The 15,998-nt window shown below is 68.6% G+C and carries 13 protein-coding genes; 9 read left to right on the plus strand and 4 right to left on the minus strand.

What is annotated here, in order from left to right; genetic code table 11:
- The first annotated feature begins 68 nt into the window (after window positions 1–68).
- Both LWW96_RS11540 and LWW96_RS11545 read left to right on the plus strand, forming a co-directional pair.
- Window positions 69–3,758 carry a hydantoinase B/oxoprolinase family protein gene (locus tag LWW96_RS11540; protein ID WP_291487093.1) on the plus strand — a complete coding sequence of 1,230 codons (3,690 nt, stop codon included), beginning with the start codon at window positions 69–71 and terminating at the stop codon, window positions 3,756–3,758.
- A gap of 73 nt (window positions 3,759–3,831) precedes the next feature.
- Window positions 3,832–5,484: a methyl-accepting chemotaxis protein gene (locus LWW96_RS11545; RefSeq protein WP_291487094.1), complete on the plus strand. Its 1,653-nt coding sequence runs from the start codon at window positions 3,832–3,834 to the stop codon at window positions 5,482–5,484.
- A 247-nt stretch (window positions 5,485–5,731) separates the two neighbouring features.
- On the opposite strand, the gene LWW96_RS11550 is transcribed toward LWW96_RS11545, so the two are convergent.
- Window positions 5,732–7,432, minus strand: coding sequence for an electron transfer flavoprotein-ubiquinone oxidoreductase (locus LWW96_RS11550; RefSeq protein ID WP_291487096.1), 1,701 nt, complete (start codon window positions 7,430–7,432; stop codon window positions 5,732–5,734).
- A 144-nt stretch (window positions 7,433–7,576) separates the two neighbouring features.
- On the opposite strand from LWW96_RS11550, the gene LWW96_RS11555 reads away from it, so the two are divergent.
- Both LWW96_RS11555 and LWW96_RS11560 read left to right on the plus strand, forming a co-directional pair.
- Window positions 7,577–8,359 carry an SDR family oxidoreductase gene (locus tag LWW96_RS11555; protein ID WP_291487098.1) on the plus strand — a complete coding sequence of 261 codons (783 nt, stop codon included), beginning with the start codon at window positions 7,577–7,579 and terminating at the stop codon, window positions 8,357–8,359.
- On the plus strand, window positions 8,356–8,775 hold the full coding sequence (locus LWW96_RS11560) for a thioesterase family protein (RefSeq protein ID WP_291487100.1): 420 nt from the start codon (window positions 8,356–8,358) through the stop codon (window positions 8,773–8,775). The genes LWW96_RS11555 and LWW96_RS11560 overlap by 4 nt, the downstream gene beginning before the upstream one ends.
- Here the strand turns inward: LWW96_RS11560 and LWW96_RS11565 are convergent.
- The 3 genes from LWW96_RS11565 to LWW96_RS11575 form a co-directional block, all read right to left on the minus strand.
- On the minus strand, window positions 8,768–9,508 hold the full coding sequence (locus tag LWW96_RS11565; protein ID WP_291487102.1) for a hypothetical protein: 741 nt from the start codon (window positions 9,506–9,508) through the stop codon (window positions 8,768–8,770). The genes LWW96_RS11560 and LWW96_RS11565 overlap by 8 nt on opposite strands.
- Before the next feature lie 8 nt (window positions 9,509–9,516).
- Complete coding sequence (locus tag LWW96_RS11570; RefSeq protein ID WP_291487103.1) at window positions 9,517–10,098, minus strand: peroxidase-related enzyme; 582 nt, start codon at window positions 10,096–10,098, stop codon at window positions 9,517–9,519.
- A gap of 175 nt (window positions 10,099–10,273) precedes the next feature.
- The gene (locus LWW96_RS11575) at window positions 10,274–11,023 is read right to left on the minus strand and encodes an IclR family transcriptional regulator (protein ID WP_291487249.1); all 750 of its coding nucleotides are present in this window, start codon (window positions 11,021–11,023) and stop codon (window positions 10,274–10,276) included.
- Between the two features lie 210 nt (window positions 11,024–11,233).
- Here LWW96_RS11575 and LWW96_RS11580 point away from each other — a divergent pair, with 210 nt between their 5' ends.
- The 5 genes from LWW96_RS11580 (at window position 11,234) to LWW96_RS11600 (ending at window position 15,987) form a co-directional block, all read left to right on the plus strand.
- The gene (locus LWW96_RS11580; protein WP_291487105.1) at window positions 11,234–12,238 is read left to right on the plus strand and encodes a tripartite tricarboxylate transporter substrate binding protein; all 1,005 of its coding nucleotides are present in this window, start codon (window positions 11,234–11,236) and stop codon (window positions 12,236–12,238) included.
- 50 nt (window positions 12,239–12,288) lie between these two features.
- Window positions 12,289–13,260 (plus strand): amidohydrolase family protein, encoded by a 972-nt coding sequence (locus LWW96_RS11585; protein ID WP_291487107.1) that lies wholly within the window; start codon window positions 12,289–12,291, stop codon window positions 13,258–13,260.
- Window positions 13,257–14,279, plus strand: coding sequence for a tripartite tricarboxylate transporter substrate binding protein (locus tag LWW96_RS11590; protein ID WP_291487109.1), 1,023 nt, complete (start codon window positions 13,257–13,259; stop codon window positions 14,277–14,279). The genes LWW96_RS11585 and LWW96_RS11590 overlap by 4 nt, the downstream gene beginning before the upstream one ends.
- Window positions 14,280–14,359: 80 nt before the next feature.
- Window positions 14,360–15,046 carry an RraA family protein gene (locus LWW96_RS11595; protein ID WP_291487111.1) on the plus strand — a complete coding sequence of 229 codons (687 nt, stop codon included), beginning with the start codon at window positions 14,360–14,362 and terminating at the stop codon, window positions 15,044–15,046.
- A complete protein-coding gene (locus LWW96_RS11600) occupies window positions 15,043–15,987 on the plus strand; it encodes an NAD(P)-dependent oxidoreductase (protein WP_291487114.1) in 945 nt (314 codons plus the stop codon). Before LWW96_RS11595 ends, LWW96_RS11600 begins: the two co-directional genes overlap by 4 nt.
- The last annotated feature ends 11 nt before the right edge of the window (window positions 15,988–15,998 follow it).

Here is a 15,998-nt window from a genome sequence, read left to right on the forward strand (position 1 = left end):
GCCCCGCGCTGCACGTTGATCGTCCCTTTTCATCTGTTCTTTCTTTTTCTTCTGACGGGTTCAACACCATGCAAGCATCGACCACCAATCCCCACGGCAGCCGCTGGCAGTTCTGGATCGACCGGGGCGGCACCTTCACCGACATCGTGGCCAAGCGGCCGGACGGCACGCTGACCACGCACAAGCTGCTGTCAGAGAACCCCGAGCAGTACAAAGACGCGGCGGTGGCGGGCATCCGCCACCTGCTGGGCCTCCAAGCCGGCGAGCCGGTCACGTCCGACCTGGTGGAATGCGTGAAGATGGGCACCACCGTGGCCACCAACGCGCTGCTGGAGCGCAAGGGCGAGCCCACGCTGCTGGTCACCACGCGCGGCTTTCGCGATGCGCTGCGCATCGCCTACCAGAACCGCCCGCGCCTGTTCGACCGCCACATCCAGCTGCCCGAGCTGCTGTACACCGAAGTGGTCGAGGCCCGCGAGCGCATGGGCGCGCACGGCGACGTGCTGCAGGCGCTGGATGAACCCAGCCTGCGCGGCGACCTGCTGGCAGCCTACGGCCGCGGCCTGCGCAGCGTGGCCATCGTGTTCATGCACGGCTACCGCCATGTGCAGCACGAGCAGGCTGCCAAGCGCATTGCCCAGGAAGTGGGCTTCACGCAGATCAGCACCTCGCACGAAACCAGCCCCATGATGAAGTTCGTGAGCCGGGGCGACACCACGGTGGTGGACGCCTACCTCTCGCCCATCCTGCGCCGCTATGTGGACCAGGTGGCCCGCGAGATGCCGGGCGTGAAGCTGTTCTTCATGCAGTCCTCGGGCGGTCTCACGGATGCGGGCACCTTCCAGGGCAAGGATGCGATTTTGTCCGGCCCGGCGGGCGGCATTGTGGGCATGGCGCGCACCGCCGGCCTGGCCGGGCATGCCAAGGTGATCGGCTTTGACATGGGCGGTACCAGCACCGACGTGAGCCACTATGCCGGTGCGTTCGAGCGCGAGTTTGAAACCCACGTGGCCGGTGTGCGCATGCGCGCGCCGATGATGAGCATCCACACCGTGGCCGCAGGGGGCGGCTCGGTGCTGGCCTATGACGGGGCCCGCTTCCGTGTGGGGCCTGAGAGCGCGGGCGCCAACCCCGGCCCCGTCAGCTACCGCCGCGGCGGTCCGCTGGCCGTGACCGACGCGAACGTGATGGTCGGCAAGGTGCAGCCGCGCTACTTCCCCAGCGTGTTTGGCCCGGCGGCCAACGAAACGCTGGATGCTGACGCGGTGCGCGCCCGTTTTGAGGAGATTGCTGCCCAGACCCAGCGCCAGCCCGAGGAAGTGGCCGAGGGCTTCATCCAGATCGCCGTGCAGCAGATGGCCAACGCCATCAAGAAGATCAGCGTGGCGCGCGGCTACGACGTGACGCGCTACACGCTGCAGTGCTTTGGCGGCGCGGGCGGGCAGCACGCCTGCCTGGTGGCCGACGCCCTGGGCATGACGCGCGTGTTTGTGCACCCGCTGGCTGGCGTGCTCAGCGCCTACGGCATGGGCCTGGCCGACCAGACCGTGATCCGCGAGCAGGCGGTGGAGATGCCGCTCGCCGCAGAGTCGCTGCCCCTGATTGCCGAGCGGCTCGATGCCCTGGGCGCCGCCGCGCAGGCCGAGCTGGAGCGCCAGCAGGTCAGCACCAACCCCGTGCAGGTGCGCCACAACGTGCACGTGCGCTACGAGGGCACCGATTCGGCGCTGGTCGTACCCTTTGGCGACATGGCCGCCATCGAGGCCGCGTTCGAGGCCGCCTACCGCCAGCGCTTTGCCTTCCTGATGGCCGGCAAGAGCCTGGTGGTGGAGGCCGTGTCGGTGGAGGCGGTGATTGCCGGCGACGCGCCCGCCGAGCCGCGCCTGCCCGTGCACCCGCACCGCAAGCACCCGCAGCGCGAGACGGTGCGCATGTATTCGGGCGGCCAGTGGCACGGCGCCGCGCTGGTGGTGCGCGAAGACCTGCGCCCCGGCGACGTGGTCCCCGGCCCGGCCATCATTGCCGAGAAGAACACCACCACGGTGGTGGAGCCCGGCTGGTCCGCCCGCCTGACCGACCTGGATCACCTGGTGCTGGACCGCGTCACCGCCCGCAAGGTGCAATACGCCGCGGGCACCACAGTGGACCCCGTGCTGCTGGAGGTGTTCAACAACCTGTTCATGAACATTGCCGAGCAGATGGGCCTGCAGCTGCAGAACACGGCGTACTCGGTGAACATCAAGGAGCGGCTGGACTTCAGCTGCGCGCTGTTCGACGCCGAGGGCAACCTGATTGCCAACGCACCGCACATGCCGGTGCACCTGGGCAGCATGGGCGAAAGCATCAAGACCGTGATCCGCGAGAACGCAGGCAAGATGCACCCGGGCGATGTGTACATGCTCAACGACCCGTACCACGGCGGCACCCACCTGCCCGACGTGACGGTGATCACGCCCGTCTATGTGGCCGAGGGCCGCGAGCCCACGTTCTACGTGGGCAGCCGGGGCCACCACGCGGACATTGGCGGCACCACGCCGGGCTCCATGCCGCCGTTTTCGACCCGCATTGACGAGGAGGGCGTGCAGCTGAACAACGTGAAGCTGGTGGACCGCGGCATCTTTTTGGAAGACGCCGTGCGCAACCTGCTGGCCACGGGCGGCGGCACCACGCCGTATCCCAGCCGCAACCCCGAGCAGAACCTGGCCGACCTGCGTGCGCAGATCGCTGCCAATGAAAAGGGCGTGCAGGAACTGTCGAAGATGGTGGACCAGTTCGGGCTCGCGGTCGTGCAGGCCTACATGCGCCATGTGCAGGACAACGCCGAGGAATCCGTGCGCCGCGTGATTACGCAGCTCAAGGACGGCCACTTCACCCTGCCGCTGGACAACGGCGCACAGATCAGCGTGTCGGTGAAGGTGAACGCGGCCGAGCGCAGCGCGGTGATCGACTTTGCGGGGACCAGCGCGCAGCAGCCCAACAACTTCAACGCGCCGCGTGCGGTGTGCATGGCCGCCGTGCTGTATGTCTTCCGCACGCTGGTGGATGACGACATTCCGCTCAACGCCGGGTGCCTCAAGCCCCTGCAGGTCATCATCCCGCAGGGCAGCATGCTCAACCCCAACCCGCCGGCCTCGGTGGTGGCGGGCAATGTGGAGACCTCCACCTGCATCACCAATGCGCTGTTCGGCGCCCTGGGCGTGATGGCGGGCAGCCAGCCCACCATGAACAACTTCACCTTCGGCAATGCGCAGTACCAGTACTACGAAACCATTGCCGGTGGCAGCGGTGCGGGCGCGGTGCTCGATGCGTCGGGCCAGGCCGTGCGCGGCTTTGACGGAACCAGCGTGGTGCAGACGCACATGACCAACTCGCGCCTGACGGACCCCGAGGTGCTGGAGTTCCGCTTCCCGGTGGTGCTGGACAGCTACGAGATCCAGCGCGGATCGGGCGGGGCAGGGCGCTGGGCGGGCGGCGATGGCGGCGTGCGGCGCGTGCGCTTCCTGCAGGCGATGACGGCCAGCATTCTTTCCAACGGGCGGCTGAACCCCGCCTTCGGCATGGCTGGCGGCCAGCCCGGCAAGCCCGGCGCCAACCGCGTGCTGCGTGCCAACGGCGAAGTGGAGGTGCTGGGCCACATCGGCGCGGCGCTGATGCAGCCGGGCGATGTGTTTGAGATCGCCACGCCGGGCGGCGGGGGCTATGGCCCTTGCCAGGCGCCCGCCGAGGAGCGTGAACCGGCCGACGCGGCCGTGTCATGACGCCGTGGCACACAGCTTGCTGGTCGTTTCGCGCGTTGCCCACAAGGCTCTTTCGATGAACAGGAAATTACCGATGAACTCTGTGCCCGCTGTCTTTTCCGCACCGGCGCTGCCGGCATCCCTGGCCGCTGCGGCGACCCCCGCAGCTGCTTCGGCATCGGCGGGGGGCGCGGCCGCCTCACGCCGCACGCTGTCGGTCGGCCAAAAGCTGGCCGCCAGCTTTGGCCTGCTGGGCCTGGCCGTGGCGCTGCTGGGCGCCACCACCTGGCTCACGGGCCAGGACACCGAACACCAGGCCGCGCTGCTGGCGCGGGAGCAACTGCCCATCGAGCGCACGGTGCGCGACTGGAAGACGCAGTCCGTCACCATCGGCCAGATCGCGCTGCGCGCCACCATCTCGACGGATGTGTTCCCGCTGCTGGCCGAAATGCGTGATCGCCTGAAGGCCGAGGACGCCACGCGCCAGCGCATCGAACAGGCGCTGGCAGGCGCCTCCACCGCCCACAGCACCGAGCCGTTGTGGAAGGCAGCCCAGGCCCAGCGCCAGCAGTACGCGGCGCTGCGCGATGCGCTGATGCAGGACGCGCTGGAGTCCAAGGTCATCAGCCAGAAGGCGCTGCAGGAGCACGCCGCAGCGCTGACGGCCTACCTGCAGACCATCGACCGGCTGCTGGAGGCGTCCGAGCAATCCTCGCTGGCGGCGGCCGACGCGATGATTGCCGGCGCGGGCCGCGCGCAGTGGATCAGTGCCATCGCGGTGGCGGTGGTGGTGGCCCTGTCGGCGCTGTTTGGCTGGCTGCTGCGCCGCTCCATCGTGCAGCCCTTGCGCGAGGCTTCCGAAGCGGCGGCCACGGTGGCGCGCGGCGACCTCACCGTGCGCGTGCAGACCGGCCGCAGCGACGAGATCGGCCAGTTGCTCACGGCGCTGAACAAGATGGTCGAATCCCTGCACTACGTGGTGACCGAGGTGCGCGATTCGGGTGAGTCCATCCACGTGGCCAGCACCGAAGTGGCGGCCGGCAACACCGACCTGAGCGCCCGCACCGAACACGCGGCCAGCAACCTGCAGCAAACGGCGGCCAGCATTGCCCAGCTGGCGCAGATGGTGGCGGCCAATGCCGACAGCACCCGCCAGGCCAACGCCCTGGCCGTGAACGCCACAGAGGTCGCCAGCAAGGGCGGCGCCGTCGTCAGCCAGGTGGTGCGCACGATGGAAGAGATCAACGCCAGCAGCCAGAAGATTGCCGACATCGTGGGCATCATTGACGGCATCGCGTTCCAGACCAACATCCTGGCGCTGAATGCGGCCGTGGAAGCCGCCCGCGCGGGCGAGCAGGGCCGCGGCTTTGCCGTGGTGGCCAGCGAGGTGCGTGCCCTGGCAGGACGCAGCGCCAACGCGGCGCGCGAGATCAAGGCCCTGATCTCCAGCAGCGTGGAGAAGGTGAGCGACGGCGCGAAGCTGGTGGTGACCGCCGGCTCCACCATGGGCGACATCGTGCAGAGCGTGGAGCGCGTGACGACGCTGATGTCCGAGATCAACGCCGCCAGCTCCGAGCAGAGCACTCAGATCGGCCAGGTGAGCCAGGCGGTGGACCAGCTGGACCACATGACCCAGCAGAACGCGGCGCTGGTGGAGCAGGGCGCGGCAGCCGCGCAAAGCCTGCAGGACCAGGCGAATCGGCTGGCGGGGGCGATGGGGCAGTTTCAGCTAGCCAGGATGGGATAAACACCCCCCCCTGAGTCGCTTCGCGCCTTCCCCCCGCTCTCGCATCGCTGCGCGATGCGGGCAGGGGGACGCCACCGGTGCGGCGGGGCGGCCCTTGCACGGTGGCCCCCTGACTTGAGCGGCGCCCGTTGGATGCGCTGGCGGAGAAAGGGAGTCACGGCGCCGAATGACATGATTCGGTAGAAAAGATGAAAAAAAGGCCTGCAACGCAGGCCCATCAAGCGCAAGCAGCTACTGATTTTGTAGCTTACATGCCCGAGTAGTTCGGGCCGCCGCCGCCTTCCGGCGTGACCCATACGATGTTCTGCGTGGGGTCCTTGATGTCGCAGGTCTTGCAGTGCACGCAGTTCTGCGCGTTGATCTGCAGGCGCTGGGCATTGCCGCCCTGGGCCGTGTCGGGCACGAATTCATACACCCCGGCCGGGCAGTAGCGGGCCTCGGGGCCGGCGTACTTGGCCAGGTTGATGTTCACCGGCACGCTGGCGTCCTTGAGCGTGAGGTGGGCCGGCTGGTTTTCTTCGTGGTTGGTGTTGCTGATGAACACGCTGCTGAGCCGGTCGAAGGTCAGCTTGCCGTCGGGCTTGGGGTAGACGATGGGCTTGCACTCGGCCGCGGGCTTCAGGTAGGCGTGGTCGGGCTTGTCGCGGTGCAGGGTCCAGGGAATATGGCCGCGCAGCACGAACTGCTCGAAGCCGTTCATCAGCGTGGCCGTGGTCAGGCCGTACTTGAACCAGTTCTTGAAGTTGCGGTCCTTGTTCAGTTCGGTGTGCAGCCAGCTGGCCTCGAAGGCCTTGGGGTAGGCTGTCAGCTCGTCGTGCTGGCGGCCGCCCACGATGGCGTCATAGGCGGCCTCGGCGGCCAGCATGCCCGACTTGATGGCGGCGTGGCTGCCCTTGATGCGGCCCACGTTCAGGTAGCCGGCGTTGCAGCCCACCAGCGCGCCGCCCGGGAAAATGGTCTTGGGCAGGGCATTGATGCCGCTGGCGTTGATGGCGCGCGCGCCGTACGACAGGCGCTTGGCCGTGATCTCGCCCTTTTCGTTCTCGAAGTAGTAGCGGACGTTGGGGTGCGTCTTCCAGCGCTGGAATTCCTCGAAGGGGCTGAGGTAGGGATTCTTGTAGCCCAGGCCCGTCACAAAGCCGAGCGCGACCTTGTTGTCGTCCAGGTGGTACAGGAAGGCGCCGCCGTAGGTGTCGTTTTCCATCGGCCAGCCGGCGGTGTGCATCACAAAGCCGGGCTGGTGCTTCTTGGGGTCGATCTCCCACAGCTCCTTCACGCCGATGCCGAAGCTCTGCGGGTCGCGGCCCTCGTCGAGCTTGTAGCGGGCGATCAGCTGCTTGCCCAGGTGGCCGCGTGCGCCTTCGGCGAACACGGTGTACTTGCCCAGCAGTTCCATGCCCAGCTGGAAGTTCTCGGTGGGCTCGCCGTCCTTGCCCACGCCCATATTGCCGGTGGCCACGCCCTTGACGGAGCCGTCATCGTTGTACAGCACCTCGGCGGCGGCAAAGCCGGGGAAGATCTCCACGCCCAGGGCCTCGGCCTGCTCGGCCAGCCACTTGGTCACGTCGCCCAGGCGCACGATGTAGTTGCCGTGGTTCTGCGCGAAAGGCGGCAGGAACATGTTGGGCACGCGAAAGCCCGACTTTTCCGACAGGAACACGTAGGCATCGTCGGTGACGGGCTGCTTGAGGGGCGCGCCCTTGGCCTTCCAGTCGGGAATCAGCTCGGAGAGCGCCTTGGGGTCCATGATGGCGCCCGAGAGGATGTGCGCGCCGGGCTCGGAGCCCTTTTCCAGCACGACCACCGACACGTCTTGGCCTTTGTCTGCGGCCAGCTGTTTCAGGCGGATCGCAGTGGCAAGGCCGCCAGGGCCGCCGCCCACGACCACCACGTCGTATTCCATGGATTCACGGGGGCCGTACTGGGCGAGGATCTCTTCGTTGGTCATGGGCTTCTCGTCGGGCGTTTGGGTTTGATAATGGATATTGTGTCCAGGGCCGGGCGCAATCGCGTGTCGGACAGGCGACTGATTGTATTCACGGAATATAGACAATCGAACGACCGTTCTATTTTGACTTGTAGGGAGACTCTCATGGCATACAGCATCGATTTGTCCGGCCGCGTGGCGTTGGTCACCGGCGCTTCCAGCGGACTGGGTGCACAGTTTGCCCGCACCCTGGCCCGGGCCGGCGCGGGCGTGGTGCTGGCCAGCCGGCGCGTGGAAAAGCTCAAGGAGCTGCGCGCCCGCATCGAAGGCGAGGGCGGCGACGCCCATGTGGTGGAGCTGGACGTAACCGACCACGACTCCATCAAGGCGGCCGTGGCGCACGCCGAGACGGAGATGGGCTCCATCGACATCCTGGTCAACAACTCGGGGGTGAGCACCACCCAGCGCATCCAGGACGTGGCGCCCGAGGACTACGACTATGTGTTCGGCACCAACGTGAAGGGCGCTTTCTTCGTGGCGCAGGAAGTGGGCAAGCGCATGCTGGCCCGCGCCAAGGGTGCCGCGCCGGGCAGCTTCACGGGCGGGCGCATCATCAACATTGCCTCGATGGCCGGTCTCAAGGTGCTGCCGCAGATCGGCGTGTACTGCATGAGCAAGGCCGCCGTGGTGCACATGACCCGCGCCATGGCGGTGGAGTGGGGCAAGTACGGCATCAACGTGAACGCCATCTGCCCCGGCTACATCGACACCGAGATCAACCACCACCACTGGGACACCGAGCAGGGCCAGAAGCTCATCGCCATGCTGCCGCGCAAGCGCGTGGGCAGCCCGCAGGACCTGGACGCGCTGCTGGTCATGCTGGCCAGCGACCAGAGCCATTTCATCAATGGCGCGGTGATTGCGGCGGACGACGGCTTCGCCGTATGAAGATCGAAATCCCCGAGGTCAAGAAGCTGGTCTATGAAATGCGCTTTCCGGTGCGCTGGGGCGACATGGATGCGATGGGCCACGTCAACAACACGGTGTACTTCCGCTACCTGGAGACCGCGCGCATCGAATGGATGGTGTCGGTGGGCTGCAACCCCGATCCGCGCGGGGAGGGGCCGGTCATCGTCAACGCGTTCTGCAATTTCTACAGGCAGCTCGAATACCCGGCGGACGTGCTGCTCAAGCTCTACGTGAGCGACCCGGGCCGCACCACGTTCGAGACCTGGGGCACGATGGAGCGTGTGGACCAGCCGGGCGTGATCTGCGCGGCCGGTGGGGCCACCACGATCTGGGTGGATTTTCCGCAGCAGAAGGCCGCGCCCCTGCCGGACTGGATGCGGGCCCTGGTCAGTTGACCGGCGTCACACCTGCCGCGGCAGGCGGCAGTGCCACGCAGTGGGCTTGCGGCACGCCCTGCGCCTCGGTGGCGCCCAGCAGCAGCACGCGCTGCAGTTCGGGCAGGTAGCGGATGGCCGTCTGCGGGGCGCTGTAGCCGTTGACGTCCGCCAGACGCTCTTGCATGCGCAGCACGCGGCGGGTGGGCAGGTGCTCGATGCTGAGCGTGCGCACGCCCGTGTAGAAGGTGGTGTCGATGGGCGCTTCGGAGCCAAAGAAGCCGCCCCCGACGCGGGCCGTGCGGCGGCGCCCGTCGAACGCGGTGGTGATGCGCAGCGTGCCATCGCGGCTGGTGCAGCTGCCTTCGAACGCTGCAGCACACTCCATGGGCAGCGGGTTCTGCTGCACCACGACCGCTTGCACCGTGGGGGTGTGCAGGAGGGACGTGGGCACAGGCTCCAGGCGGGCACAGTCACGCGTGGGCACGACCTTCCAGGCGGTGGCGCCGGGCGCGTCCGGAATCTGCAAGCGCGCGCCTGCCACGCCCGCGCCGAGGTAGTAGGTGGGCACGGCCCCCGGTCCGGAAGCCTCCCGGAACAGCGCGGACGACAGCAGCGGCGACAGGGCGCCCGCCGGAACGCTCACGGCCAGCGGGTACACGGGCAGTGTTCCTTCCGGCGGCCCGAATCCCGCGGCCTGGGCCGCAGGAAGGGCCAGCATCCCGGCCAGCAGGGCCGTTGCGGTAGCGCGCATGCGCTGCCTCAGGCGGCCGGCTTGGCCTTGGGCACGCGGCCCATCAGGTAGAACTCGGGGTTGGGCTGCATGCCCGCAAAGCTGGCCATGCGGTTGGACAGGCCGAAGAACGCGGTGATGGCCGCGATGTCCCAGATGTCCTCGTCGTCGAAGCCGTGGGGGTACAGGGCGTCGAAGTCGGCGTCCGCAATCTCCTGCGAGCGCAGGCAGACCTTCATCGCAAAGTCGAGCATGGCGCGCTGGCGCGGGCTGATGTCGGCCTTGCGGTGGTTCACGGCCACCTGGTCGGCCACGAAGGGCTTTTTCTCGTAGATGCGCAGGATGGCGCCGTGCGCGACCACGCAGTACAGGCACTGGTTGGCCGCGCTGGTGGCCGTGACGATCATCTCCCGCTCGCCCTTGGTCAGGCTGCCTTCCTCCTTGAGCATCAGCGCGTCGTGGTAGGCGAAGAAGGCCCGCCATTCGGCCGGACGGCGCGCGAAGGCCAGGAACACGTTGGGGATGAACCCGGCCTTTTCCTGCACCTCCAGGATGCGGGTGCGGATGTCCTCCGGCAGGGTGTTCAGGTCGGGGAAGGGGTAGCGGCTCACGAAGGTCTCCTGGGTTGTATCGTGTTGTGGGTGCCAGTATCGGCGATGCGTGCGTCGCGCACACCCCCTGAAACGGTCCCTGGCCATGCCAGTGCACCCGTGGATCCGGCTCTGCCGCTCCACCGGGTGCGTCCCCCTCCGGGGGAAGACACCGCCAGGTGGCTCAGGGGGGCTCTCAAGGATGCCAGCGGGTTGCCCGCACCGGGCTCTGGGCGGGCGCAGCCGAATTGCCCGCCAGCGCATACGACAACTGGGTGGCCGCAGCCATGACCGTCTGCGCCAGCGTTTCGAGCTTTTCGGCGGGCAGACGCGATGCGGGGCCCGAAATACACACCGAGCCCATCAGCCGCCAGTGCATGCCGAACACGGGGGCCGACACGGTCGCCACGCCTTGTTCGCGTTCGCCGATGGACCAGTGGTAGCCCTTCTTGCGGATCTCCTCATAGGCCTTGCCGGGCTCGCCGGAGAAGGCCAGGATCACGCGCCCCGGCGAGCCCTTGTCCAGCGGCAGGCCTTCGCCCATGCGCGCGTGGTGGCGCAACGCCTGCGGCCCTTCCACCCGCACCAGGCAGGTCCGCACGTCGCCCTCGCGCACGTAAAACGCCGCGCTTTCGCCGGTGGCGTGGGTGAGCTCGCGCAGCGCGGGCTCCAGCACGTTCTGCACGTCAAAGCCCGCCTGGTAGCGCGCTCCCAGCCAGCCGGCGGCGGGGCCCAGGCGCCAGTCGCCGTCCTCGCGCTGCACCATGAAGCCCGACTGCGCGAGCGTGCGCGCCAGGCGCAGCACAGTCGTCTTGTGCAGGGCGCAGCGGCGGCTCAGCTCCGCAAGCGAAAGGCTGGATTCGCCCAGCGCAAACGCCTCCAGCACCTGCAGGGCACGGGTGACGGCGATGACGCCGCCGGAGGGCTCGGCCTCCGTCGCTGGCAGCGGCGGGGCCGGCGCGTCGGGTTGGGGCGCGCGGGGCGCAGCACGGCGTGCGGAGGGGCGGGGGAGGTTGCTCACGGCGGTCTTCGTTTCATTCTGCGCAACTGCATTGTATGGGTTGAAACGTCTGCGTACAGTCGCGGCCACGGCGCCGGACCTTGCAGAGTCCTGCGGACCGGGGTTGAACAACCACCATAAAACGGAGACAAATCCATGCCTGCTTTTCCATCGCTTTCGCGTGCCGTCGGCGCGCCCCTGTGCGCAGCCCTGATGGGCCTGGCCGCCGCTGCCGCGCCCGTGGCCGCGCAGGCCCAGGCCGCCTACCCCAGCAAGCCCATCCGCCTCATCGTGCCGTTCCCGCCCGGCGGCGGCACCGACATGATCGCGCGCACCGTGGCGCAAAAGCTCACCGACCAGAACAAGTGGAACGTGATCGTGGACAACCGCCCCGGCGCGGGCGGCAACCTGGGCGTAGACGCGGCGGCCAAGTCGGCCCCGGACGGCTATACCCTGGTCATGGGCCAGACCAGCAACCTGGCTATCAACCCCACGCTGTACCCCAAGCTGCCCTACGACCCCCTCAAGGACCTGGCACCCGTGGCGCTGGTGTCGTCCTCGCCCATCGTGATGGCAGCGCCTGTGAACTCGCCGTACAAGACCTTTGCCGACGTGGTGGCGGCCTCCAAGGGCAAGCCCGATGCGCTCACCCTGGGCTATTCAGGCAACGGCACCGTGGCCCACCTGGCGGGCGAGCTGGCGGAGAACGCCGCAGGCGTCAAGCTGCGCCACATTCCGTACAAGGGCGCGGCCCAGGCCATGACGGATCTGGTGAGCGGGCAGATCGACTTGTACATGTCGTCCGTGCCGACGCTGCTGGGCCAGGTGCGCAACGGCAAGCTGAAGGTGCTGGCCATCACGTCGGCCAAGCGCTCGTCGCAGCTGCCCGACGTGCCCACGCTGGCCGAGTCGGGCTACAAAGGCTTCGAGGCCGTGACCTGGTTCGGCATCCTGGCGCCGGCAGGCACGCCCGCGCCCATCGTGGCGCAGCTGAACAAGGCCATCAACGCGGTCCTGCAGCAGCCCGACGTGGCCGACAAGCTGCGCTCCGAAGGCGGCGACGTGCTGGGCGGCTCGGCCGAGCAGTTCGGCCAGCTGTTGCGCGCCGAGGTGCCGCGCTGGGGCAAGATCGTCAAGGACTCGGGCGCGAGCCTGGACTGACCGGCCGCACCCGCCAGCCCGCACTTCCCGCCCACCGAAGAGTCCGCGCCATGCACCGCGACAGCCTTGCCACGCCTGTGCGCACCGCGCAGCCCGTGCGCTTTTCTGCCGGCACCGCCGCGCCGCGCACCGTGGCGCCCGCCGGCGCCTGCGACTGCCATGTGCATGTGTACGACAGCCGGTTTCCTGCCGCACCGGGCGCCAGGCTGCTGCCGCCAGATGCGTCCGCGCAGGACTACCGCGCGCTGCAGCAGCGCATCGGCACCACGCGGGTGGTGCTGGTCACACCCTCGACCTACGGCACCGACAACCGCCCGCTGCTCCAGGGCCTGGCCGCGCTGGGCGCCCTGGGCGTGCAAGCCCGTGGCGTGGCGGTGATCGACGGCACCGAAACCGATGCCGCGCTGCAGCACCTGCACGCTGCCGGCGTGCGGGGCGTGCGGCTGAACCTGTCGCTGGGCGTCGTGGGCACCGCGGATGCGCTGCTGCCGCTGGCCCGCCGCATCGCGCCGCTGGGCTGGCACCTGCAACTGCTGATGGCGCCCGACGTGCTGGTGGCCCAGGCGGGCGTGCTGCGCCAGCTGCCCGTGCCCGTGGTGTTCGACCACTTCGGCCGCATTCCGCCGGCGCAGGCGGGGCGGCACCCTGCCCATGCGCTGCTCCTTGCGCTGCTGCAGGCCGGGCGGGCGTGGGTCAAGTTGTCGGGCGGCTACATCGTGAGCGAACAGCACTCGGTGGAAGACCCCGCCCTCGATGCGCTGGCCGCGAGCTACCTGCGCTGCGCGCCGGACCGCGTGCTCTGGGGCAGCGACTGGCCGCATGCCACCGCGTCGGCCGGCGTGCAACCCCTGCCCGACGACGCCCGCCAGGTGGACCGGCTTGCCGACTGGGTGCACCAGGCCGGCGGCGGCGCCGCGCTGCAGCGCGTGCTGGTGGACAACCCGGCGGCGCTGTACGGCTTCGGCCCCATTGGAGTTTCCTGCCCTGATGACATGACACCGAAAGAGACGACCTCGCCATGACCGACACCACCCACTTTCACCTCCCACCGGCCGGCCCGTCGCGCCGCAGCCTGATCGCGGCCGCCGGTGCGGCACTGCTGGGCTCCGCCTTGGGCACCCCCGCACTGGCGCAGGGCGACTGGCCTGCCGGCCGCGTCATCACCTGGGTGGTGCCGTACCCGCCCGGCGGCAGCACCGATGTGCTGGGCCGCAATGTGGCGCAGCGCATCGGCGCGGCGCTGTCCACCAACGTGATCGTGGACAACAAGGCCGGAGCCACCGGCACCATCGGCGCCGCGTTCGTCGCCAAGGCGCCGCCTGACGGCTACACCTTGCTGGGCACCTCCATCGGGCCGCAGGCGATTGCGCCGCACCTGATGGCCAAGCTGCCGTACGACCACATCACCGCGTTCGAGCCGGTGGTCATCCTCGGCACCATTCCGCACATCCTGGTGGTGGGCGCGAACCAGCCGTTCAAGACCGTGGCCGACCTGCTGGCGGCGGCCAAGGCGCAGCCGGGCAAGCTCGCATTCGCCTCGGGCGGCAACGGCACCATCCTGCAGATGCAGGGCGAGCTGCTGCAGCAGCAGACAGGCGCGCGCTTCATCCACGTGCCCTACAAGGGCGACACCCCGGCGCTGCAGGACACGCTGGCCGAGCAGGTGCAGTTCATGTTCGCGCCCGCCGCCGCCGCGCTGCCGCATGTGCAGGCGGGCAAGCTGCGCGCGCTGGCCGTCACCTCGGCCCGGCGCCTGAAAGCCTTGCCCGACGTGCCCACGATGGGCGAGGTCGGCATGAAGGACTTTGTGGTGGAGCAGTGGCAGGCCGTGTTCGCGCCCGCCAAGACGCCCGCTGCCGTGGTGCAGCGCCTGAACCAGGAAATCAACAAGGCCCTGAAGGACCCGGCCATGGTGGCCCTGGCCGACAAGCTGGGCGTGACGCTGGTCGGCGGCACGCCGCAGCAGCTGGGCGACCTGCAAAAGGCCGATTCCGCCAAGTGGGCCAAGGTCATCAAGGACGGAAACATCAAGGCTGAATAAGGCCGCGTCCTCTCTTGGTTGCCGAACCGCCTCCGACATCTCCCATTCCCGATTCTTTTCTCTCAACCGGACAGAACACCATGAGCCAACTCCCTGAAATCATCCGCGAGATCCAGCGCGTGAGCGCCGACGTCGTGAACAAAGCCGCGACCTACCAAGCCGCCATCCTGGCTGACGTGGCCGGCCGCCGCGGCACCATGCACGGCCGCGTCGCACCCGTGCACCAATCCATGAAGGTGGCAGGCCCCGCCTTCACCGTGGAAGTGCGCCCCGGCGACAACCTCATGATCCACGCCGCTATCGCCCTGGCCCAGCCGGGCGACGTGCTGGTGATCGACGGCAAGGGCGACCAGACCGCCGCCCTCATGGGCACCTTGATGCTCAGCGCCTGCAAGAAGCGCGGCCTGGCCGGCGTGATCGTGGACGCCGCCATCCGCGACAAGCTGGAGATCCTGGAGCTGGACTTCCCCGTGTTCAGCGCGGGCTTCAACCCTGCCGGGCCCACCAAGTACGTGCCTGGCCGCATCAACCACCCCATCTCTGCCGGCGGCGCGACCGTGAACCCCGGCGACCTGGTGGTGGGCGATGCCGACGGCGTGGTCGTCATCGAGCGCGAGAAGGCCCCCGGCATGCTTGCCCTGGCCGACAAGAAGGTGGCCGACGAGGCCGCCCGCATCGAGGCGATTGCCCGTGGCGACACCGCATCGAAGTGGCTGCCCGCCGCGCTGCGTGCGGCTGGTGTCCTCAAGGAAGGGGAATCGCTGTGAGCACGACTCCCGCCATCATCGTCACCGGCGCCGACCTGGCGCAGCAGGCGCTGGACCTGCTCACCGGCTACGAGGTCATCTACGCCGGCAAGACGCCCACCGAGGACGACATGGTCGCCCTTGCTCGGCACCACGATCCCGTGGCCATCATCGTGCGCTACGGCAAGGTGGGCTCGGCCGTGATGGACGCGGCGCCTTCGCTCAAGGTCATTTCCAAGCACGGCAGCGGCACCGACACCATCGACAAGGTGGCGGCGAAGGCGCGCGGCATCGAGGTGGTGGCCGCCGTGGGCGCCAACGCCGCCGCCGTGGCCGAGCAGGCACTGGCGCTGCTGCTGGCGTGTGCCAAGTCGGTGGTGCAGCTGGATGCGCGCATGCACGCCGGCCACTGGGACAAGGCCACGCACAAGAGCCTGGAACTGGGCGGCCGCACGGTGGGCCTGGTGGGTCTGGGCGCCATTGGCCTGCGCTTTGCCAAGATGGCTGACGCCTTGGGCATGCGCGTGATCGGGTTCGACCCGTTTGCCAAGAACCTGCCGGACTATGTGCAGAGCGTTCCGCTCGAAGCCATCTGGCGCGAGGCGGATGCGATCTCGCTGCACTGCCCGCTGACCGACGAGAACCGCGGCATGCTCAACGCTGCCACGCTGGCGCAGTGCAAGCGCGGCGTGATCGTGGTGAACACCGCACGCGGCGGCCTCATCGATGAAGCCGCGCTGCTGGCCGCCGTGCGCTCGGGGCAGGTCATGGCCGCCGGCCTGGACAGCTTTGCGGTGGAGCCCATGGTGGCCGGCCACCCGTTCCAGGGTGAGCCGCGCTTCATCCTCAGCCCGCACATTGGCGGCGTGACCAGCGATGCCTACGTGAACATGGGCGTGGGCGCGGCGAAGAACCTGCTGGCCGTGCTGGCCCGTGCGCCCGGCGAAGCGGCGGTGGCCTGAGCGCTTCTCGT

Origin of the sequence: Acidovorax sp. (genome assembly GCF_021287135.1) — a bacterium.
Lineage (GTDB): Bacteria > Pseudomonadota > Gammaproteobacteria > Burkholderiales > Burkholderiaceae_C > Acidovorax.

What these genes read in the sequence shown, in the direction of transcription:
- LWW96_RS11560 (WP_291487100.1), top strand. Translation starts at nt 8,356, where the DNA reads ATGAAGATCGAAATCCCCGAGGTCAAGAAGCTGGTCTATGAAATGCGC.
- LWW96_RS11565 (WP_291487102.1), bottom strand. Translation starts at nt 9,508, where the DNA reads ATGCGCGCTACCGCAACGGCCCTGCTGGCCGGGATGCTGGCCCTTCCT.
- LWW96_RS11595 (WP_291487111.1), top strand. Translation starts at nt 14,360, where the DNA reads ATGAGCCAACTCCCTGAAATCATCCGCGAGATCCAGCGCGTGAGCGCC.
- LWW96_RS11540 (WP_291487093.1), top strand. Translation starts at nt 69, where the DNA reads ATGCAAGCATCGACCACCAATCCCCACGGCAGCCGCTGGCAGTTCTGG.
- LWW96_RS11550 (WP_291487096.1), bottom strand. Translation starts at nt 7,432, where the DNA reads ATGACCAACGAAGAGATCCTCGCCCAGTACGGCCCCCGTGAATCCATG.
- LWW96_RS11555 (WP_291487098.1), top strand. Translation starts at nt 7,577, where the DNA reads ATGGCATACAGCATCGATTTGTCCGGCCGCGTGGCGTTGGTCACCGGC.
- LWW96_RS11545 (WP_291487094.1), top strand. Translation starts at nt 3,832, where the DNA reads ATGAACTCTGTGCCCGCTGTCTTTTCCGCACCGGCGCTGCCGGCATCC.
- LWW96_RS11580 (WP_291487105.1), top strand. Translation starts at nt 11,234, where the DNA reads ATGCCTGCTTTTCCATCGCTTTCGCGTGCCGTCGGCGCGCCCCTGTGC.
- LWW96_RS11590 (WP_291487109.1), top strand. Translation starts at nt 13,257, where the DNA reads ATGACCGACACCACCCACTTTCACCTCCCACCGGCCGGCCCGTCGCGC.
- LWW96_RS11585 (WP_291487107.1), top strand. Translation starts at nt 12,289, where the DNA reads ATGCACCGCGACAGCCTTGCCACGCCTGTGCGCACCGCGCAGCCCGTG.